This is a genomic window from Mucilaginibacter yixingensis (genome assembly GCF_041080815.1).
Lineage (GTDB): Bacteria > Bacteroidota > Bacteroidia > Sphingobacteriales > Sphingobacteriaceae > Mucilaginibacter > Mucilaginibacter yixingensis.
Window position 1 is genome coordinate 4,353,703 of the sequence record NZ_CP160205.1, and the last position, 16,497, is coordinate 4,370,199.

Consider the following 16,497-nt stretch of genomic DNA (forward strand, 5'->3'; position numbering starts at 1 on the left):
CAAACGTTCAACACATGGGCTGATTCCAGTATCTTCACTATAAAGTCGCCTATTAAAAATAAAATCGGGGTGCTTAATAATGCTGTCATGGCTCGTTGTGTTTAATTGTTGAATAATTAGCTGAGTATTTTCTGTTTCGTTGACTCAAAATTGCATCAAATCGGCCCGCGCCGGTAGGCCTTTTAGGTGAACGGCGGGAAAATGTCGGTGAAATGAGGAAAACCAGGATTTAACGAATTCTTCGGATTTACAGGATTCTTTATCGATCGGTGAAATTCACCTTAAGCGGCACGGAGAACATGGTGGTATAGTATATAAAACAAAAAAATCCCGCTGTGCTTACAGCGGGATTATATCTATCAGATCAGAAACTAATCTCTGATCACTGATTAACTGACTATTTCAGCATCGCCACGAAATCATCAAACAGGTAGCGGCTATCATGCGGGCCTGGAGACGACTCTGGGTGATATTGTACAGAGAAAGCATTTTTACCTATCACACGGATACCCTCGATCGATTGGTCGTTTAGGTTAATGTGGGTAATTTCTACTTTATCAGATGCTTTTACCGCCTCTGGCACTACACCAAAACCGTGGTTTTGTGAGGTTACCTCGCAGTGGTTTTTAATTACGTTTTTAACCGGGTGGTTCAAACCGCGGTGACCGTTAAACATTTTACGGGTTGGGATATCGTTAGCCAAAGCCAGCAGCTGGTGACCAAGACAGATACCAAACATTGGTTTGCCTGATTCCAGGATGTCTTTTACAGTCTCCACAGCGTAAGGCATCGCAGCCGGATCGCCGGGACCATTGCTGATGAAGAAACCATTTGGCTGGAAATCTTGCTCCATCTCGGCATAAGTGGTTTTAGCAGGGTATACCTTGGCAAATACACCGCGATCGCTAAAGTTGCGCAGGATGTTCTTTTTAACACCCAAGTCAAGCACAGCTACACGCAGGGCAGCGTTCTCATCACCTACGGTGTAGGTTTCGGTAGTTGATACTTGTGATGATAACTCCAGACCGTCCATGTCAGGCACATCGGCCAGTTTTGAGCGCAGGGTTTCCACGTCAAGAATCTCTGAAGAGATGATAGCGTTCATCGCACCTTTATCGCGGATATGACGCACCAGCTGACGGGTGTCGATATCAGAAATAGCAACAATATTTTGCTCCTGGAAATAATCCTGGATAGAACCATCAGCCTGTTTACGGCTGTAGTTAATGTTATAGTTTTTGCAAACCAGGCCGGCAATCTGGATTTTGTCAGATTCTACCTCTTCTTTGCTTACACCATAATTACCTATGTGCGCGTTGGTAGCAACCATGATCTGCGCGTAGTAAGAAGGGTCTGTAAAAACCTCCTGATAGCCGGTCATGCCGGTATTGAAGCAGATTTCGCCGGTGGTGGTGCCTATCTTGCCGGCAGCTTTACCATGAAAAACTGTTCCATCGGCCAGTAGCAGTACCGCCGGTAACTTGGTGTAATTTGTCATCCGTAAAAAAATTAAAATGGTTATTAGCCCGGTTGGCTTGTTGTGCAGCTCCGTGAAAACAGCGAGTAATGGAGTAAGATGATACTACCTGATTCACGGGCGCAAAGGTAGAGTTTTATTTGGGATTTCGAATGTTCAATTTCGGATTTTTGTAAAGTTAATGTAAGGTTGGTGTAAAGGGGATGCTCAACCATCAATATGATGTCATTTCGATGAGCACGAGGGGTGGAGTGAGCGGAGGAGCGGAAGAGAAGTCTTTTCGGAGCGATCTGTCGGGATACATGATCGAAAAGATTTCTCAGTCGCGCCACGCCCCTATCCCTTCTTCGCTTCTTCGAAATGACATCACGGCTAATTAAACAAATTCAAACTCAGACAATAAGGCTACAACAAATAAATCCGCGATCAGACCTCCGAAATCCGAAATCAACCCTACATTTGCAATTCCTAATACATCAGGCCATGTCTGTAAACAAAGAGATTAAGCGCGTTACTACCAATACGCTGCAGGAAATGAAAAACAAGGGCGAGAAGATAGCCATGCTTACCGCTTATGACTATTCTATGGCTACCATTATTGATGATGCCGGCATCGACGTGCTGCTGGTGGGCGATTCTGCCTCTAATGTAATGGCCGGTCATGAAACCACGCTGCCCATCACGCTCGATCAGATGATCTATCATGCGTCATCGGTTGTACGTGCTGCCAAACGGGCGTTGGTAATTGTAGATCTTCCATTCGGTTCATATCAGGGTAATTCTAAAGAAGCGCTCAACTCATCTATCCGCATCATGAAAGAATCTGGTGCACACGGCATCAAGCTGGAGGGCGGTTTGGAGATTGCCGAATCGGTAAGCCGGATTCTGGCCGCAGGCATCCCGGTGATGGGTCACTTGGGTTTAACACCACAATCTATCTATAAGTTTGGCACTTACTCGGTTCGCGCTAAAGAAGAAGCCGAAGCACAAAAACTGCGTGATGATGCGTTGAAACTGCAAGAACTTGGTTGTTTCGGTGTAGTGCTTGAAAAAATTCCTGCTATGCTGGCCAAAGAGGTAAGCGATAGCCTGTATATCCCAACTATCGGCATTGGTGCCGGTCCGCATTGTGGTGGCCAGGTATTGGTGGTGCATGATATGCTGGGTATCAACAAAGGTTTCACCCCGCGCTTTCTGCGTCAATACGCTAACCTGTATGAGATCATGGGCAACGCTGTAAAAGGCTATGTGAGCGACGTAAAATCGCATGATTTTCCAAATCATAAAGAGCAGTACTAAGCTTAGCTAATGGCAAACAGATCATGGTTCATGGCGAAACCGTTTCCAGGCAAATGTGTTTTATAACCGGGCCTTCATTACTATGATTTATGAACCATCAACCATGAACTACAAATGAATCCTAACGATATCACAGACAACGACGTCCTTTACGAAGACAACCACCTAATTGCCATCAACAAGCGCGCAGGCGACATTGTACAAGTTGATGAAACCGGCGATGAGCCGCTTGACGAGAAGGTAAAAAGATACATTGCCCAAAAATATAACAAACCCAACGGCGCGTTTCTGGGCGTGGTGCATCGTTTGGACCGCCCCGTGAGCGGCGTGATCTTATTTGCCAAAACCAGTAAAGGTTTGGATAGGATGAACAAGCTGTTCAAAAACCGTGAGATCCGTAAAACTTACTATGCAGTGGTGCGCAATCGCCCTAATCCACCTTACGGTAACCTAGTGCACTGGCTGGTAAAAAATCCGCAGAAAAACGTTACCAAACCTTACGACCATGAAGTGCAGGGCAGCCTGCGTTCCGAGCTGCATTACCGTTTGGTTGGAGAGAAAAACGGCTATTTTCTGATCGAGGTAAACCCAATTACCGGCAGGCCGCACCAGATCAGGGTGCAATTATCAACTTTGGGCTGCCCTATTGTGGGCGATAACAAATACGGCTATCCGCGCGGCAGTCTGCGCAAAAGCATTAGCCTGCATGCCCGCCGCCTCCAATTTATTCATCCCATTAAAAATGAACCGGTAGAAATTACCGCCCCCCTGCCTAAAGATGGTTTCTGGGAAAAGTTTGCCGAGCTGATGCCACCGCCAAGCGAGAGTGATATTATAGACCATTGATTTAAGTGCGGCAAATCGCTACTTTAGTGATAACCAAACTTAAAGCCGATGTCACCAGAGTTACTTACTTTTCAAAAATTTAATGACCGCCAATTAGCGCAAGACATGGCCGACGTGTTGGCTGATGGCGGCATTGAATATCTTTTAGAAAAATCTCCTGTTACCTTTGATCCTGCTTTCCGCTCACGCACTGAGGCATCTGATGAGTTTTTACTCAAAATTGCCGGAACCGATTTTGAGAAGGCTACCGGCATTGTTAATGACTATGAAAAACAGTTTGTTAACGACGCCCCTACAGACCATTACCTGTTTAGCTTTACCAATGACGAATTATTGGATCTTGTAGCTAAACGCGACGAATGGAGCTCCTTTGACTATGAACTAGCAAGAAAAATCCTGGCTGACCGGGGCGTTGTCATTACCGAACACCAGGATACCGAGTTTCAGGAAAAACGTATAGAAGAACTGAAACAACATGCAGAAATACCCGGCTGGCATATGGCGGTTGGTTATTTACTTGCTTGCCTGGGTGGCGCATTCGGGCTAATTTTTGGACTTTACATCATATCTTCAAAAACAACGCTCCCTAATGGCGAGGTGTTTTATCAGTACAACGACAAAGACCGTCAACACGGACGCATAATGATAGGCATAGCTATAGTGGTCATCATCATACTCATCACTCAAAAAGCTATTCAACCATATTAAACCTTACATACCATAAACAATTAACAGGTACGGTTTTTATACGTTTGCGCCCATGCAACACGTATTAGATAATCCGGTATGGAACGCCCTGATTTCCGGAGACGCGGCCCTGGGTACCGGCACCAATGAGGCGCGGTTTTACGACCGCCAGGTATCGCCCTTTGCCGGGTTAAACGAGTATACCGATCAAAACTTCGAAGCCCTTTACCGTATCATGCCAGAGGGTGTTGCAGCTTTTATGACGCCAGTGCCCGTTACAATTCCATCATGCTGGGAGCCGGTTATTAGTGTTGCCGGCTATCAATTTGTGTTTGATACCGCTATAAAACCGGCGCCATCAACTATCAACCTTATACCACTGACAGACGAGCATGTACCGCAGATGCTGGAACTGACCCAACTTACCAAACCTGGACCGTTTGATGTGCACACCAACCGCTTTGGCCAATACTATGGCGTTTTTGATGGTGATAAACTGGTAGCCATGACCGGTCAGCGCATGCATGTTTTTAATTACTCAGAGATCAGTGCCGTGTGTACCCATCCGGACTACCTGGGCCGCGGCTATGCGCGTGAATTATTGCTACACCAAATACACCTGATTACAGCAGAGAATAAAGTTCCATTTCTGCATGTAAGGGGCGATAATGAGCGGGCCATTGAAATCTACAAATCATTAGGATTTTCAATCCGCAGCGAGGCTTATTTCACTTTCGTGAAGAAATAATGAACGTATCGACACTGGCACAGACCACTGTAAACCAATTAAATATTTATTTGTTTTTCATTTTTGGTGACCCAAGTGTAGCGAACCCCACGTTTGCTGCGTAAGGGTTAAAAATTCATTTATTCACTGGGATATGAAAAACATAAAGTCTACACAAGGAAAAGCCGGGATAGCCGGGCTTTTATGTTTGCTGGCATTAACCTTTGCCGGCTGCTTAAAACACAATAACGACGATTATTACGCCACACCGCAGCCAGCCGCACTGGTATCTGTACTAAACACAGCGCCATCAACGGGCCCGGTTGATTTTGTAATGGAGCCCAACAGGGTAAATATCAATCCTATTCAGTATGGCGATGGATTGGATTATTTTGCCTGCTATATTGGCAAACGCACATTTGATTTCTACGCGGCAGGTACACAAACCCTGTTAAAGAGCGATACCCTCACCCTGCGCAATCAACATTATTACTCGTTTTACCTGGTGGGCACCACTACCAAAGAGATCTTGAAGCTGGATGATACGGTAAAAAGACCGGCATCGGGCCAGGCAGGCATCAGGCTGGTAAATGTTAGTCCGGACGCTGGCGCTGTTGATCTGGCTATTCAGGGCGGCGCGGTGCTGGCTACCAATAAAGGCTACAAAGGCTCATCTGCATTTGTATCTGTAGCGGGCGATAAAACTTACACCATTGAAATACGTAAAACCGGCACCACAACCGTGCTGGCTACCTTGAGCAGTGCCAACATCCACAGCGATTCTATTTATACTGTTTGGCTGCAAGGCTTATCTGCCTCAACGGACGACAATAAGCTGAAGTGCGGCTTTCAACAGAACGTTTATTGGTATTAACGCACCTAAACCATATTATAAAAAGCCTGCAAATTAGCTTTCTGCAGGCTTTTTTGTTTGTTATACACAAATCTCCAAACCTGGTTACCAAAACATTAAGCTGCTTTTAGGGTTGATTTTCAGAGTGAGGGATGATTAAAGCTGATCATCCCCTACCGGCATTTACCATAAAAAGCATTGTGTTGACTATCTATCCGTATAAAAACATTCGTTCATTAAAAACGCTGTTTACCGTTCTGTTGGGTTGCATTTGTTATTGCAGCTATGCACAGACAGGCGCGCCCACAGACTCACTCAAGGCAGATTCGCTGCGCAAGAAAAATCAATCCGCTAAGCTGCCGACGGAAAACCTAAGCCGGCAATATGATATAGGCAATCTGCTCAGCGACATTTTTCATCCTAACAAAACTGACAGCGTTCACAAATCATCAGGCATCACCGTGGTGCCCAATGTGGCAGCCAATCCAACCATCGGCGCACAAATTGGCATCAAGGCTGTAGCAGGGAAAAAATTAGGGACTGATCCTAATACGCTTATGTCGGTCGCGGCAACCTCGGCATCCATTACTACCAAGGGCATCATCTATTTTTACATCAACCACAACGTTTTCACCCCCGGTAACAAATGGAACTTTCAGGGCAACCTGGTAGCCGCACGCACCGTTACGCCCGATTTTGGCTTTGGCATTGGCGAAGGCAAAGCCACCGGCAACGCGCCCGAAAGTGTACTGGCCAATCCGGCACATAAAGTATACCCCATACACTCGCAGTATTACAACTTCCGCGAGAAGGTTTATAAGGAAGTGGAGAAAAACCTGTTTATCGGCGCAGGCCTCTCGTTTGATATCCGGCGAAATATTCAGAATAAAGACACCGCCAATAATGCCACGCCATCCAGCGTTTATAATAACCGTTTCGGCTTTCCGCAAGATCATTATGCGGCAAACGGTTTCCTGTTTAACGTGCAGTATACCACCCGCGATAATCAGAACCGGGCCTACAAGGGCATATATTTTGACGCGGGCATCCGCGTTAACCAAACGTGGATAGGGAGCACCAAAAACGCCACTCAGCTAACATCAGACTTTAGGAAATACTTTAGCCTGTCGGCAGAAAACCCCGAAACCGTGCTGGCCTTCTGGAATTGGGGATCTTACCTGGTTAATGGTGCAGTGCCGTACCTCGAATTGCCCGGCACCGGCAGAGACGGCGCCTTTAAAAGCGGGCGCGGCTATACCGCTCAATATTTTAAAGGTACACAGTTTAATGATACCGAGCTGGAATTGCGTTTCCCTATCCTTAAAAACAAATTCATCAGCGGAGTGGTGTTTGGCAGCATGCAAACGGCTAATGATTTGCAGGGTGCCAAGTTGTTCCAAACCTTCCAACCCGGTGGTGGTGCAGGCTTGCGTGTATTGTTTAATAAAGCTACGCGCACCAACTTGGCGTTGGATTATGCTTTTGGCAAATTTGGCAACAAAGGCTTCTTTTTTAATTTGAATGAGGCGTTTTAAAGAACGCCACTCCTCTACCACCACGTCATTGCGAGGAGCGAAGCAATCTCTGTACTTGCAAATTAACCATGCATGTCCGATTGTCCTGCGTAGAGATTGCTTCGTTCCTCGCAATGACGTAAGGATAAGTATTTCCGAAACAAAAAATCCCCGGCAACCTTCGTTACCGGGGATCAAATATCATCTCCTCAACCCTTGTTTACTTTTTAAACTCCGGTGTTGGAACGTTTGTGGCTGGCGCCTGCATCGGCTGACCGTTCACCGTTACATTTTCAAATTTCAGGGTTTGAATATTACCTACGCGCATGTCTGTTTTAGCCAGCGTAACATTGCTATCTTTCAGGGTGATATCGCCAAAAGTAGTCAATGAGTGGCCGACGATCATGCCTAATCCGCCACCGCTGCCTTTTACGTTTGATACGGTAACATTGCGAATAACCGACTTTGGCGGCTCTTGTCCTTTCAGGTCAAAGTATTGCAGCCATGGCGATATGTTAAAGATCTGCGCGCCATCTTTCAGCGTAATATCGCTAATGCTGATGTTTTCATACTGTTGAGGGGTATCCGGACGCAGCTTCAAGCGACATACCGTGCGACTGGTTGTGCAGCGTTCAATCTTCACATTGCGCACAATGGTAGCTTCGCTGCCGCAGGTCATTACACCGCCACCGGCTTCAAACACACAATCATGAATGTAAATACGCTCTACCGGTGGGCTATCTTTATCCTGCATTGCCATCGGGCCTTTTGAGCCTTTTAAGGCGATGTCATCATCCCCAACAGAGAAATAACAGTTGCTGATGGTCAGATCCTGCGAGCTGTCCACATCTATACCATCTGAGCTTGGCGCGTGGTTGTCTGGCACCTTGCCATCTGGCGCAACAAAACGGCAGTTATTTACTGTTACATTCTGGCACTTGTAAATGTGCAGGTTCCAGAAACCAGAGTTAGTGTAATCTATACCGTCTATTTTTACGTCTTTGCAGTTTTGCAAAAAAGTTAAACGAGGGCGCTCCACACTCAGGTTAGTAGTTTTTGGATCGGCCTGACGACGGCTGTAGAACAACAGCCAGAACGGCTTACCGCTACCATCCAGCGTACCTTTACCGGTAATGCGTACATGCTGCAAACCGTCGGCATTGATCAGCGCCGAGCGCCATGGCTCAAAGTGCCCTTCAATGCGGGTCATACCTTTTGGATAATCATTAATATCGGGAGAGCCTTTCAGTACAGAGCCTTCCTGGAACTCCAGGTTTACGCCTTGTTTCAGAAAGATAGACCCGGTAACAAACACCCCTTTAGGAATAACAAGGGTAGCGCCGCCTTCTTTGGCGCTCTTATCAATCAGGCGTTGTATGGCTTCGGTGTTCTTGGTAACGCCATCGCCCACAGCACCATGATCGGCAATATTGTAACGTTTCTCGGCCACAGCCGTAGCAGCGGCTTTAGGCTGATGAGGCTTGCTGTTTACACTGGCCATTGCCCCTGTTGCCAGGCATGACGATAGCAGCAGCAACGCAAGCGATAGATTTTTTTTCATGCAAAAAAAGGAATTAACTGGTTTATACTCGCTAACATACAAAACATTTCAAATGCAACTCACCTGTGGTATCCTGTGTGGGTTGCCTTGTTTTGTTAAACTATATACGGGTCGCAGGGTTTAATTTTGAGCTTGTATTGGGGCATCAGCGGGGTTGATCTGGGCGTGCGTTTTCGCCCGATTTATAGCGGAGAATGGTAAAATATAGCGGAAGCTTAAGCTCGAAACCGAACATGGAATCTGTCTCGATAAATTGATCAAAAGCTGTTGAAGTAGTAGAGGTTTGGGGAGTCGCTAGCAACCAACAGTAATAAAATAGTTACTTAGTTTGATTATGGTTTTCCGAATAAAGTATCATTGCCGTTGACTTCAGTCGACGGATTACGGGGCGGACAAAATATGGCTTTAGCCCAATAATTATTTATGCTCAGTTTTGGCTAAAGCCGTCTTGGCATCTTTAACAGCCGTCCCATAAATGAGACGGCAATGAATCATAAGGATTAAACAGCTACACCTTAAGTTAACTTATCCTCTCCGTTGCCACATGGTAACCGGGGTCTTCCATAATATTCACATCAATCACCTCATCGGCATTTTTTAATAGCTGACGGCAGTCTGCACTCAGGTGGCGCAGGTGCAGCTTTTTACCAGCCTTGTGGTAGCGTTCGGTTAGTTTATTCAGGGCTTCAATGGCCGACATATCGGCCACGCGGCTTTCTTTAAAATCGATGATCACTTCTTCAGGATCTCCGTTAACATCAAACTTCTCGTTAAATGCGGTAACAGAACCAAAAAACAGCGGACCGTAAATCTCGTAATGTTTCACCCCGCCATCATCCAGGTATTTACGCGCACGGATGCGTTTGGCACTCTCCCACGCAAATACCAACGCAGAGATAACCACACCAATCAACACCGCCAGTGCCAGGTTATGCAGCCAGATGGTAATCAGCGCAACCAGCATGCCCACAAACACATCCTGCTTTGGCATTTTATTGATAATGCGCAGGCTCACCCACTCAAATGTACCAATGGCCACCATAATCATTACCCCCGTCAGCGCAGCCATAGGCACACGCTCAATAATAGGCGCACCGAACAGGATGATACTCAAAATAGTGAGCGACGCAATGATGCCCGCCAGCCTGGCCCGGGCTCCGGCCGAAAGGTTAACCATGGTTTGCGCAATCATAGGGCAGCCGCCCATACCGAAGAAGAATCCGTTTAAAATATTGGCCGTGCCTTGTGCCACACACTCGCGGTTGCTATTGCCGCGGGTGGCGGTCATCTCGTCAACCAAACTCAGTGTAAGTAGGCCTTCTGTTAGACCCACACCGGCCATAATGAGTGAGTAAGGGAAGACCACCTTTAATGTATCTAACGTAAACGGCACCGAGGGGATATGAAACGGAGGGAACCCACCGCTCACGGCAGCGATATCTTTCACCGTTTTGGCATGGATACCGAAGCACAACACCAGCACAAATACCACAATAATAGCTACCAATGATGGCGGAACAGCCTTGGTAATGCGCGGAAGAATAAGGATAATAGCAATAGTCAGCGCTACCAACCCGCCCATAATATATAGTGGCGTACCACTCAGCCAAACTTCGTGGCCGTTAACTACAGTTTTAAACTGCTGTAGTTGCGCCATAAAGATGATAACAGCCAGGCCGTTCACAAAGCCGTACATTACCGGCTGTGGCACCAGTCTGATGAATTTGCCTAATTTAAACACGCCAATAGCAATCTGCACCACACCGGCCAGTGCCACGGCTGCAAACACGTAATCAAGGCCGTGCGATTTCATGAGGGCAATGAGCACCACTACCGTAGCACCGGCTCCGCCCGAAACCAACCCTGGCCTGCCGCCCAATATAGAAGTAACCAAACCCATAATAAAAGCCGCATACAAACCTACCAGCGGCGGAAAGCCGGCCAGTATGGCAAAAGAAAGCGACTCGGGCATCATGGTCATGGCTACGGTTAAACCGGCCAGCACCTCGTTTTTATAGTTTACCTTTTGAGAAAAATCAAACAGGCGAAGAAAACTCGTCATACTTACAGTTAATAGGTTGCAAAAATAGGAATGCAGGCTTAGAGATGAAGATTAAAAATAAGTATCTTCAAAACCACATTATTAATTAGATGGCCTTCCCTTTCACAGTCAGATATAAAAGAAAGTTGCGTGGTGCTATTACGCCAGACAACCAGACGATGGCTTTACAGTATATTAAAACCCGACTGGTAGAAGACTTGGCCGACAACATCGTTATAGAAGAAGCAGGAGTTAGCTACAAAGGCTCTACTTCCCAGTGGCGGCATGCGCCACTGGCAGGGGTAGACAGTGGCCGATTTAGCTTAGCAGAGATTAATGATCAATGGTACTTGATCTATCAGATCAAAATGCATAGATTTTTTATCATGCTAGGTGCTATGTCTGCAGTTATGAGTATCTCTTCCCAAGAGTGGCGAATGGCTCCTTTAGTGCTTTTGTGTCCAGGCAGCGTTATATGGCTTTTCACAATCATTGGCCATGAAGATGTACCTTCACGAATTGCCATTGGACTAAGCAATCTGTTATTTGGAGAAGAAATAAAAAGTGAGGCTGACAAGGAAAAATTAAAAAGCTGGTTCTAAATCTTATTTCAACTTTTCTTCTCCTTTGTTTTGTTAAGATTCGATTTCCGGATCTGATTCAGGAGGATATCGTTCGTCTTGTTCTCCTTTGCTACTGGATCAGCCTTAATGACCAAGCTAACTATAAATGCAGAAAGAGCCACAAATAAAACCAATGCGGTTTCTGCTGCATGCTTATCATACACAACAGGCACATCCGTAATAAAAGTCATCAGGAACACCAAAAACGAAGCAAGCAAAAACAAGCTCGCCAGCGCACGCAAGCTATAAACCAATACTTTCCGCCAAAACAAGTTACCTGTTTTCATTTGCCAGTTTGGCTATATTTATCGATCAATCCGCATTCTGCGTCATCAGGGTGCGGGCACCGATCAAGGCGATCAATGTCAGCGCTGCCACACCTGTTAAATAATACCCAACATACGCCAGGCCATAATTATGCGCCAGCATAGTAGCCAAATAAGGCGTAAGCGAAGCACCTAAAATACCGGCTATAGTGAAAGCCAGCGAAGCCCCGGTGTATCGTACCGATGCCGGGAAAATACCAGCCAGGGCAGTACCAATCGGGCCATAAGTGAGGCCCATTAAGAACATGCCTAGCGAGAGGAATATAGCTGTAACCGCTAAACTACCGGTGGAGAACAGCGGCGCAAACATCAGCCCGAACACCATAATACCAATGGTAGCCACCACAAGCATTTTGTTACGACCATATTTATCGGCCACTACTGCCGAGAGCGGGATGCCCAGACCGAAAAACAGCATCGAGATCATTTGGATAATCAGGAAACTACTTTTTGTATAATGCAGTGCCGATGTACCCCAGCTGAGTGTAAACACCGTCATCAAATAAAACAGCAGGAAAGTGGTGATGGTAATTACCGTACCCAGCGTAATAGCCATGGTATGCTTTACAAAAACATCGGCAAAGGGCACTGCAGAGCGTTCGTTTTTGTCAATGATCTTCATAAACTCCGGCGTTTCAGTAATCTTCAAACGAATATATAGGCCCAGCCACACCAACAACGCACTGGCAATAAAAGGGATGCGCCAGCCGTAGCCAATAAAGGCACTCTCGCTCATGGTTTTACTGAGGATAAAGAATATACCGCTTGATAGCAGGAACCCGATAGGCGCCCCCAACTGCGGGAACATGCCGTACCAGGCTTTTTTATTTGGAGGCGCATTCTCGGTAGCCAGCAATACGGCACCGCCCCACTCACCGCCCAAACCAAGTCCCTGACCAAAACGGAACAACGCCAACAGTATAGGCGCCCAAATGCCGATGGTGGCATAACCCGGCAACAAACCAATAGCAACGGTTGATGGCCCCATGGTCATCAAAGCGGCAACCAGGGTGGCTTTGCGCCCTTTACGATCGCCAAAGTGACCAAAGATGGCCGCGCCTAACGGTCGGGCGAAGAAGGCCAGGGCAAACGTAGCGAGCGACTCAAGCGTGGCTGAAGTAGGATCGGCAGCGCGGAAAAACAGCTTTGGGAATACCAGCACTGCAGCGGTGGCATAAATATAAAAATCAAAAAACTCAATAGTGGTGCCGATAAGACTGGCGGTAAGAATGCGGCTTACCGAGTTGGCAGGTGCAGGTTGCTGATTCATGGCCCCAAACTTATTAAATTTGAGGGAATGAGGCAATTGCCGCATTAGGCAAACAGAAAAATGGCAAGGAAGGGTTTTATCTATCGGATAAACCCCTCCCTGCCATTGCACTGCCTTACGCACCCCTCCCCAAGGAGGGATTGAGCTACCCCTTTTATTATAACTCTGCTCTTTGAGTTCCGTGCGATTCTCTGCCTTCGTAAAACATCATCTCGCGGACAACCTTACCGTTGGCATCCCATAAAGTTGCCGGGCCGTGAGCGGTTAATCCAACCCATGACGATTCTGATTTCTTTTTGCCGTCGGGCCAGTATTTAGTTAGGATGATGGTGCCGTACGGCGTGTGGTCACGCGTCCAGTTCAGGCTACCGTCGGTATTCCAGTATGATTCCACACCTTCAATATGTCCGTTATTATAATTGGCTTCATATTGTTTCTGCCCATTGGGCCAAAACCAGGCTTGTTTGCCGTGCAGTACAAACCCATCTTTACTGGTCCATCCGCTGTAACTTACCCTAGCTTTACCGTTTTTGTAGGTTTCCTGCTGCTGAATCAGTTTAGCGTTATCAACCTTTCCGGGCAGCTCGTTCACCTCTCCGGTAAAGTCAGATAAGATCCAGGCCTCATTAAACGCAAAGTGCATGGATGGTTTCCCTTTTGATGTCATCAGATTAATCACACCGTTGGGGCTCTGCGTTACGTCGCAATAGCCCAGGGTTCCCCAGGCTTGCTGTGGTTTTTTACCTTTAGCCACGCGACCGGTCCAATCATTATGCTGCGGCGCCATAGCCAGGCGCTTAATCTTCCAGGTTTCGCCTTCGTCGTCAGAAAGAGCAACGTAAGCACCGCGTTCGGTAATATCTTTCGGTGGCGGGATGTCCATCATTTTGATATCCTGAAAATCGCCGGCGAAGAAAAGTTTACCGTCTTTCAAACGCATGATGGTTGGCCGTTGGTTACTGCCCAATGCCGCGAATGGTGTTTTAATTTTATCGGTCCAGGTCTTGCCATTGTCTGATGAATAACTTTTTGGCATATAACCATCCACGTTAGAGTTTTTACCCCCCATGGCCAAAATGCGGTTATCTTTCAGCGGGATGAAAGCAGTATGTCTGCCGTGTGTGCGGCCCCCGGTATCGTACCATGTTTTCCCATTGTCATGGCTGGCCCACAAAAGTGAAGTCGAACCTTCAGCATCACTGCCAAAATAAATGGTGCCATCGCTTCCGCGGAAGGCGCTGGTAATTGGCTGAGGTGCAAACGGACCAACTTCACCTTTAACCAGCGGCGTGGTAAGTGGTGTCCAGGTGGCTCCGTTATCGGTTGATTTGGTAAACACAAAAGGAACGGTACCCAAACCGCGACCACCACCAAAGAACCACAATGTTCCGTTATCGTTCCACAACAAGGCTGATTGATCGTTTACGCTTGACCGATCATAAAAAACTTCCGGCAGTTCCCATTCCTCTGCACCATTTCGCAGGCGGGTAACCACCATAGTAGCATTAGGAGCCGATTCGCTTTTTGTGCGGGATGATGAAAAACCGATCAACAATAAATCGCCATTAGGGCAGCCAACAATCCCGCTGCTATGCACCTTACCCTGATTTGCAGGATCAAGACCTACGGTTTCATTTTCAATCGGCATGGTTAAATCTGGCGGTGATGCCATCACCTGTCTGGCTTTAAAGTATGGCTTTGCAGGATCAGGACCAGCAACAGCAAGCGCTGTGTTTTGAATTACCCCCTGCAACGGAAAGCTATAGGCAAATGCCGTAGCCTCGGTTTTTGGTAATGCCGCCTGCACTACCCTGAAACCGATATAATGTGGGGCAGGCTGGGTTGAACCTGCAGCAGGACAATCTGGCTGTAAGCTGCCCCTGTTGGCTGAACGATAAAAGGCCAGATCTTTAATCGGGCCAAATTGCTTGGTGTGTTCATCCATTTCTGAGGTACTTGCCGGTCCGCCGCGTACCACTTTTGCCCAGCCGCTTTGATAACCCACCGGGTCTGTTTGCCCGCCAGCCGTGTATGGGCCGTACCAATCATAACACCATTCGGCAACGCCCGAGGCCATACCCTTCAATCCCCAGGGATTAACATCAGACGGCGGCGGAGTGGCACCTGACCAAAACATGCTGGTAGCACCTGCGCGGCTGCTATACTCCCACTCTGCCTCGGTTGGCAAACGGTAAGGTTTCCCTTCTTTTTTACTCAGCCATTGGCAAAAAGCCATCGCATCGTTCCAGCTGATGCCAGAAACGTAGGGGCTGAAATCTTTACCAACGTGATATTCTTTATTAAATAAGCGGTATTGCTCCTCGGTAACTTCGGTCTGAGAGATCAGGAACGGGTAAGTGATCGTTACCTTGTGCACCGGCGTTTCATCATAATAAGGTGCGTCTTTAGAAAAATCGTTTTTCTTATCGAGGCTAAAACTGGTTTCTGTTGCACCCATGTTAAAAGATCCCGGCGAAATAGGTACCAGGGCCATCCCTATAGAGTTGGTTATGGCTTTCTTTTTTGCCGGGTGCACGCTTTGCGCATGCGCATTTGTGAGTACCGTGCACAGCAGTAAAGCCTGTATAAGGTACGCGCCTGGGGTTCGGTAAGGATTCATAAAAGAGGTTAGTGGTTTATGCAAAACTATCTTGTTTGAAATGACTCGCAAGTCAAACTTTCAATTGTATCTTACTTTTTACCACAACATTCCCTTTCTCGTCTTGCCAGATACCTGCCTGATCTAAGCTAAGACCAGTTAATCTTATTCTTTATACATTCAAGACCACACGCGATGCAAATTCATTTGCTTAAATGAAAAATTATGATAATATTGTACATAAAAATGATATAAAGAGGAAATATTCAACTCTGATATTATCTGAAATTAGTTCTTGAAACTATTATACTAACCAATTAAGACAGGGCAGTTCCTAACCAAAGCCGTACTGCAGTCTATTTCATTAAACCTGTAACCCCTTACAGCAAGGGGAAAGGGATAAGTATGCTTATTAACCTAAAACAAACTATATGAAAAGACTTTTACAAAACTTCTCTTTTTGTTCTCCTGGTCAAACCAAATGCCAGACACCGGTCCAGCATTTCGGCAGGCAGATCATTGGTACAGATGGTCACCCATCGTTCTCCGTTGATAATGTTTCCACTACAGGGATAAAGCGCATCGTCACGGATATCTAACACCAGTTTTCATTTTACCGATTATTCAATAAAAGTTCCTGTAAGTAAGAACTTTTGAATGCCTTATAAACTGTT

At 46.7% G+C, this 16,497-nt stretch carries 14 protein-coding genes; 8 read left to right on the plus strand and 6 right to left on the minus strand.

Annotated elements, in window-relative coordinates:
- Window positions 1–397 precede the first annotated feature (397 nt).
- The gene (gene carA, locus ABZR88_RS17830) at window positions 398–1,498 is read right to left on the minus strand and encodes a glutamine-hydrolyzing carbamoyl-phosphate synthase small subunit (protein WP_107827318.1); all 1,101 of its coding nucleotides are present in this window, start codon (window positions 1,496–1,498) and stop codon (window positions 398–400) included.
- A 462-nt stretch (window positions 1,499–1,960) separates the two neighbouring features.
- Here carA and panB point away from each other — a divergent pair, with 462 nt between their 5' ends.
- From panB to ABZR88_RS17860, 6 genes are all read left to right on the plus strand, one after another.
- A complete protein-coding gene (panB, locus tag ABZR88_RS17835) occupies window positions 1,961–2,776 on the plus strand; it encodes a 3-methyl-2-oxobutanoate hydroxymethyltransferase (protein WP_107827319.1) in 816 nt (271 codons plus the stop codon).
- 114 nt (window positions 2,777–2,890) lie between these two features.
- Window positions 2,891–3,622: an RluA family pseudouridine synthase gene (locus ABZR88_RS17840; protein ID WP_107827320.1), complete on the plus strand. Its 732-nt coding sequence runs from the start codon at window positions 2,891–2,893 to the stop codon at window positions 3,620–3,622.
- Between the two features lie 48 nt (window positions 3,623–3,670).
- Complete coding sequence (locus ABZR88_RS17845; protein WP_107827321.1) at window positions 3,671–4,330, plus strand: hypothetical protein; 660 nt, start codon at window positions 3,671–3,673, stop codon at window positions 4,328–4,330.
- A gap of 52 nt (window positions 4,331–4,382) precedes the next feature.
- Window positions 4,383–5,057: a GNAT family N-acetyltransferase gene (locus ABZR88_RS17850; RefSeq protein ID WP_107827322.1), complete on the plus strand. Its 675-nt coding sequence runs from the start codon at window positions 4,383–4,385 to the stop codon at window positions 5,055–5,057.
- 133 nt (window positions 5,058–5,190) lie between these two features.
- Window positions 5,191–5,910 (plus strand): DUF4397 domain-containing protein, encoded by a 720-nt coding sequence (locus ABZR88_RS17855; protein ID WP_107827323.1) that lies wholly within the window; start codon window positions 5,191–5,193, stop codon window positions 5,908–5,910.
- A 131-nt stretch (window positions 5,911–6,041) separates the two neighbouring features.
- Window positions 6,042–7,424 carry a hypothetical protein gene (locus tag ABZR88_RS17860; protein ID WP_211309752.1) on the plus strand — a complete coding sequence of 461 codons (1,383 nt, stop codon included), beginning with the start codon at window positions 6,042–6,044 and terminating at the stop codon, window positions 7,422–7,424.
- Between the two features lie 199 nt (window positions 7,425–7,623).
- On the opposite strand, the gene ABZR88_RS17865 is transcribed toward ABZR88_RS17860, so the two are convergent.
- Together ABZR88_RS17865 and ABZR88_RS17870 are read right to left on the minus strand one after the other, a co-directional pair.
- Window positions 7,624–8,964: a glycoside hydrolase family 28 protein gene (locus ABZR88_RS17865; protein WP_107827324.1), complete on the minus strand. Its 1,341-nt coding sequence runs from the start codon at window positions 8,962–8,964 to the stop codon at window positions 7,624–7,626.
- A 520-nt stretch (window positions 8,965–9,484) separates the two neighbouring features.
- Window positions 9,485–11,026: a SulP family inorganic anion transporter gene (locus ABZR88_RS17870; RefSeq protein ID WP_107827325.1), complete on the minus strand. Its 1,542-nt coding sequence runs from the start codon at window positions 11,024–11,026 to the stop codon at window positions 9,485–9,487.
- A gap of 89 nt (window positions 11,027–11,115) precedes the next feature.
- Here ABZR88_RS17870 and ABZR88_RS17875 point away from each other — a divergent pair, with 89 nt between their 5' ends.
- Complete coding sequence (locus ABZR88_RS17875) at window positions 11,116–11,607, plus strand: hypothetical protein (protein ID WP_107827326.1); 492 nt, start codon at window positions 11,116–11,118, stop codon at window positions 11,605–11,607.
- An 8-nt stretch (window positions 11,608–11,615) separates the two neighbouring features.
- Here ABZR88_RS17875 and ABZR88_RS17880 read toward each other — a convergent pair whose 3' ends face one another.
- The 3 genes from ABZR88_RS17880 to ABZR88_RS17890 all read right to left on the minus strand — a co-directional run bounded on the left by ABZR88_RS17880 (window position 11,616) and on the right by ABZR88_RS17890 (window position 15,844).
- Window positions 11,616–11,915, minus strand: a complete 300-nt coding sequence (locus ABZR88_RS17880; RefSeq protein WP_146166480.1) for a hypothetical protein — start codon at window positions 11,913–11,915, stop codon at window positions 11,616–11,618.
- Between the two features lie 25 nt (window positions 11,916–11,940).
- Window positions 11,941–13,224, minus strand: coding sequence for an MFS transporter (locus ABZR88_RS17885; protein WP_107827328.1), 1,284 nt, complete (start codon window positions 13,222–13,224; stop codon window positions 11,941–11,943).
- 157 nt (window positions 13,225–13,381) lie between these two features.
- Complete coding sequence (locus ABZR88_RS17890; RefSeq protein WP_107827329.1) at window positions 13,382–15,844, minus strand: SUMF1/EgtB/PvdO family nonheme iron enzyme; 2,463 nt, start codon at window positions 15,842–15,844, stop codon at window positions 13,382–13,384.
- Between the two features lie 410 nt (window positions 15,845–16,254).
- On the opposite strand from ABZR88_RS17890, the gene ABZR88_RS17895 reads away from it, so the two are divergent.
- Entirely contained in the window at window positions 16,255–16,422 is a 168-nt protein-coding gene (locus ABZR88_RS17895) for a hypothetical protein (RefSeq protein WP_170113547.1), read from the plus strand.
- Window positions 16,423–16,497 lie beyond the last annotated feature (75 nt).

Bases quoted from the DNA above. Each gene is read 5' to 3' on its own strand.
- carA (WP_107827318.1), bottom strand. From the start codon at position 1,498: ATGACAAATTACACCAAGTTACCGGCGGTACTGCTACTGGCCGATGGA.
- panB (WP_107827319.1), top strand. From the start codon at position 1,961: ATGTCTGTAAACAAAGAGATTAAGCGCGTTACTACCAATACGCTGCAG.
- ABZR88_RS17840 (WP_107827320.1), top strand. From the start codon at position 2,891: ATGAATCCTAACGATATCACAGACAACGACGTCCTTTACGAAGACAAC.
- ABZR88_RS17845 (WP_107827321.1), top strand. From the start codon at position 3,671: ATGTCACCAGAGTTACTTACTTTTCAAAAATTTAATGACCGCCAATTA.
- ABZR88_RS17850 (WP_107827322.1), top strand. From the start codon at position 4,383: ATGCAACACGTATTAGATAATCCGGTATGGAACGCCCTGATTTCCGGA.
- ABZR88_RS17855 (WP_107827323.1), top strand. From the start codon at position 5,191: ATGAAAAACATAAAGTCTACACAAGGAAAAGCCGGGATAGCCGGGCTT.
- ABZR88_RS17860 (WP_211309752.1), top strand. From the start codon at position 6,042: ATGATTAAAGCTGATCATCCCCTACCGGCATTTACCATAAAAAGCATT.
- ABZR88_RS17865 (WP_107827324.1), bottom strand. From the start codon at position 8,964: ATGAAAAAAAATCTATCGCTTGCGTTGCTGCTGCTATCGTCATGCCTG.
- ABZR88_RS17870 (WP_107827325.1), bottom strand. From the start codon at position 11,026: ATGACGAGTTTTCTTCGCCTGTTTGATTTTTCTCAAAAGGTAAACTAT.
- ABZR88_RS17875 (WP_107827326.1), top strand. From the start codon at position 11,116: ATGGCCTTCCCTTTCACAGTCAGATATAAAAGAAAGTTGCGTGGTGCT.
- ABZR88_RS17880 (WP_146166480.1), bottom strand. From the start codon at position 11,915: ATGAAAACAGGTAACTTGTTTTGGCGGAAAGTATTGGTTTATAGCTTG.
- ABZR88_RS17885 (WP_107827328.1), bottom strand. From the start codon at position 13,224: ATGAATCAGCAACCTGCACCTGCCAACTCGGTAAGCCGCATTCTTACC.
- ABZR88_RS17890 (WP_107827329.1), bottom strand. From the start codon at position 15,844: ATGAATCCTTACCGAACCCCAGGCGCGTACCTTATACAGGCTTTACTG.
- ABZR88_RS17895 (WP_170113547.1), top strand. From the start codon at position 16,255: ATGAAAAGACTTTTACAAAACTTCTCTTTTTGTTCTCCTGGTCAAACC.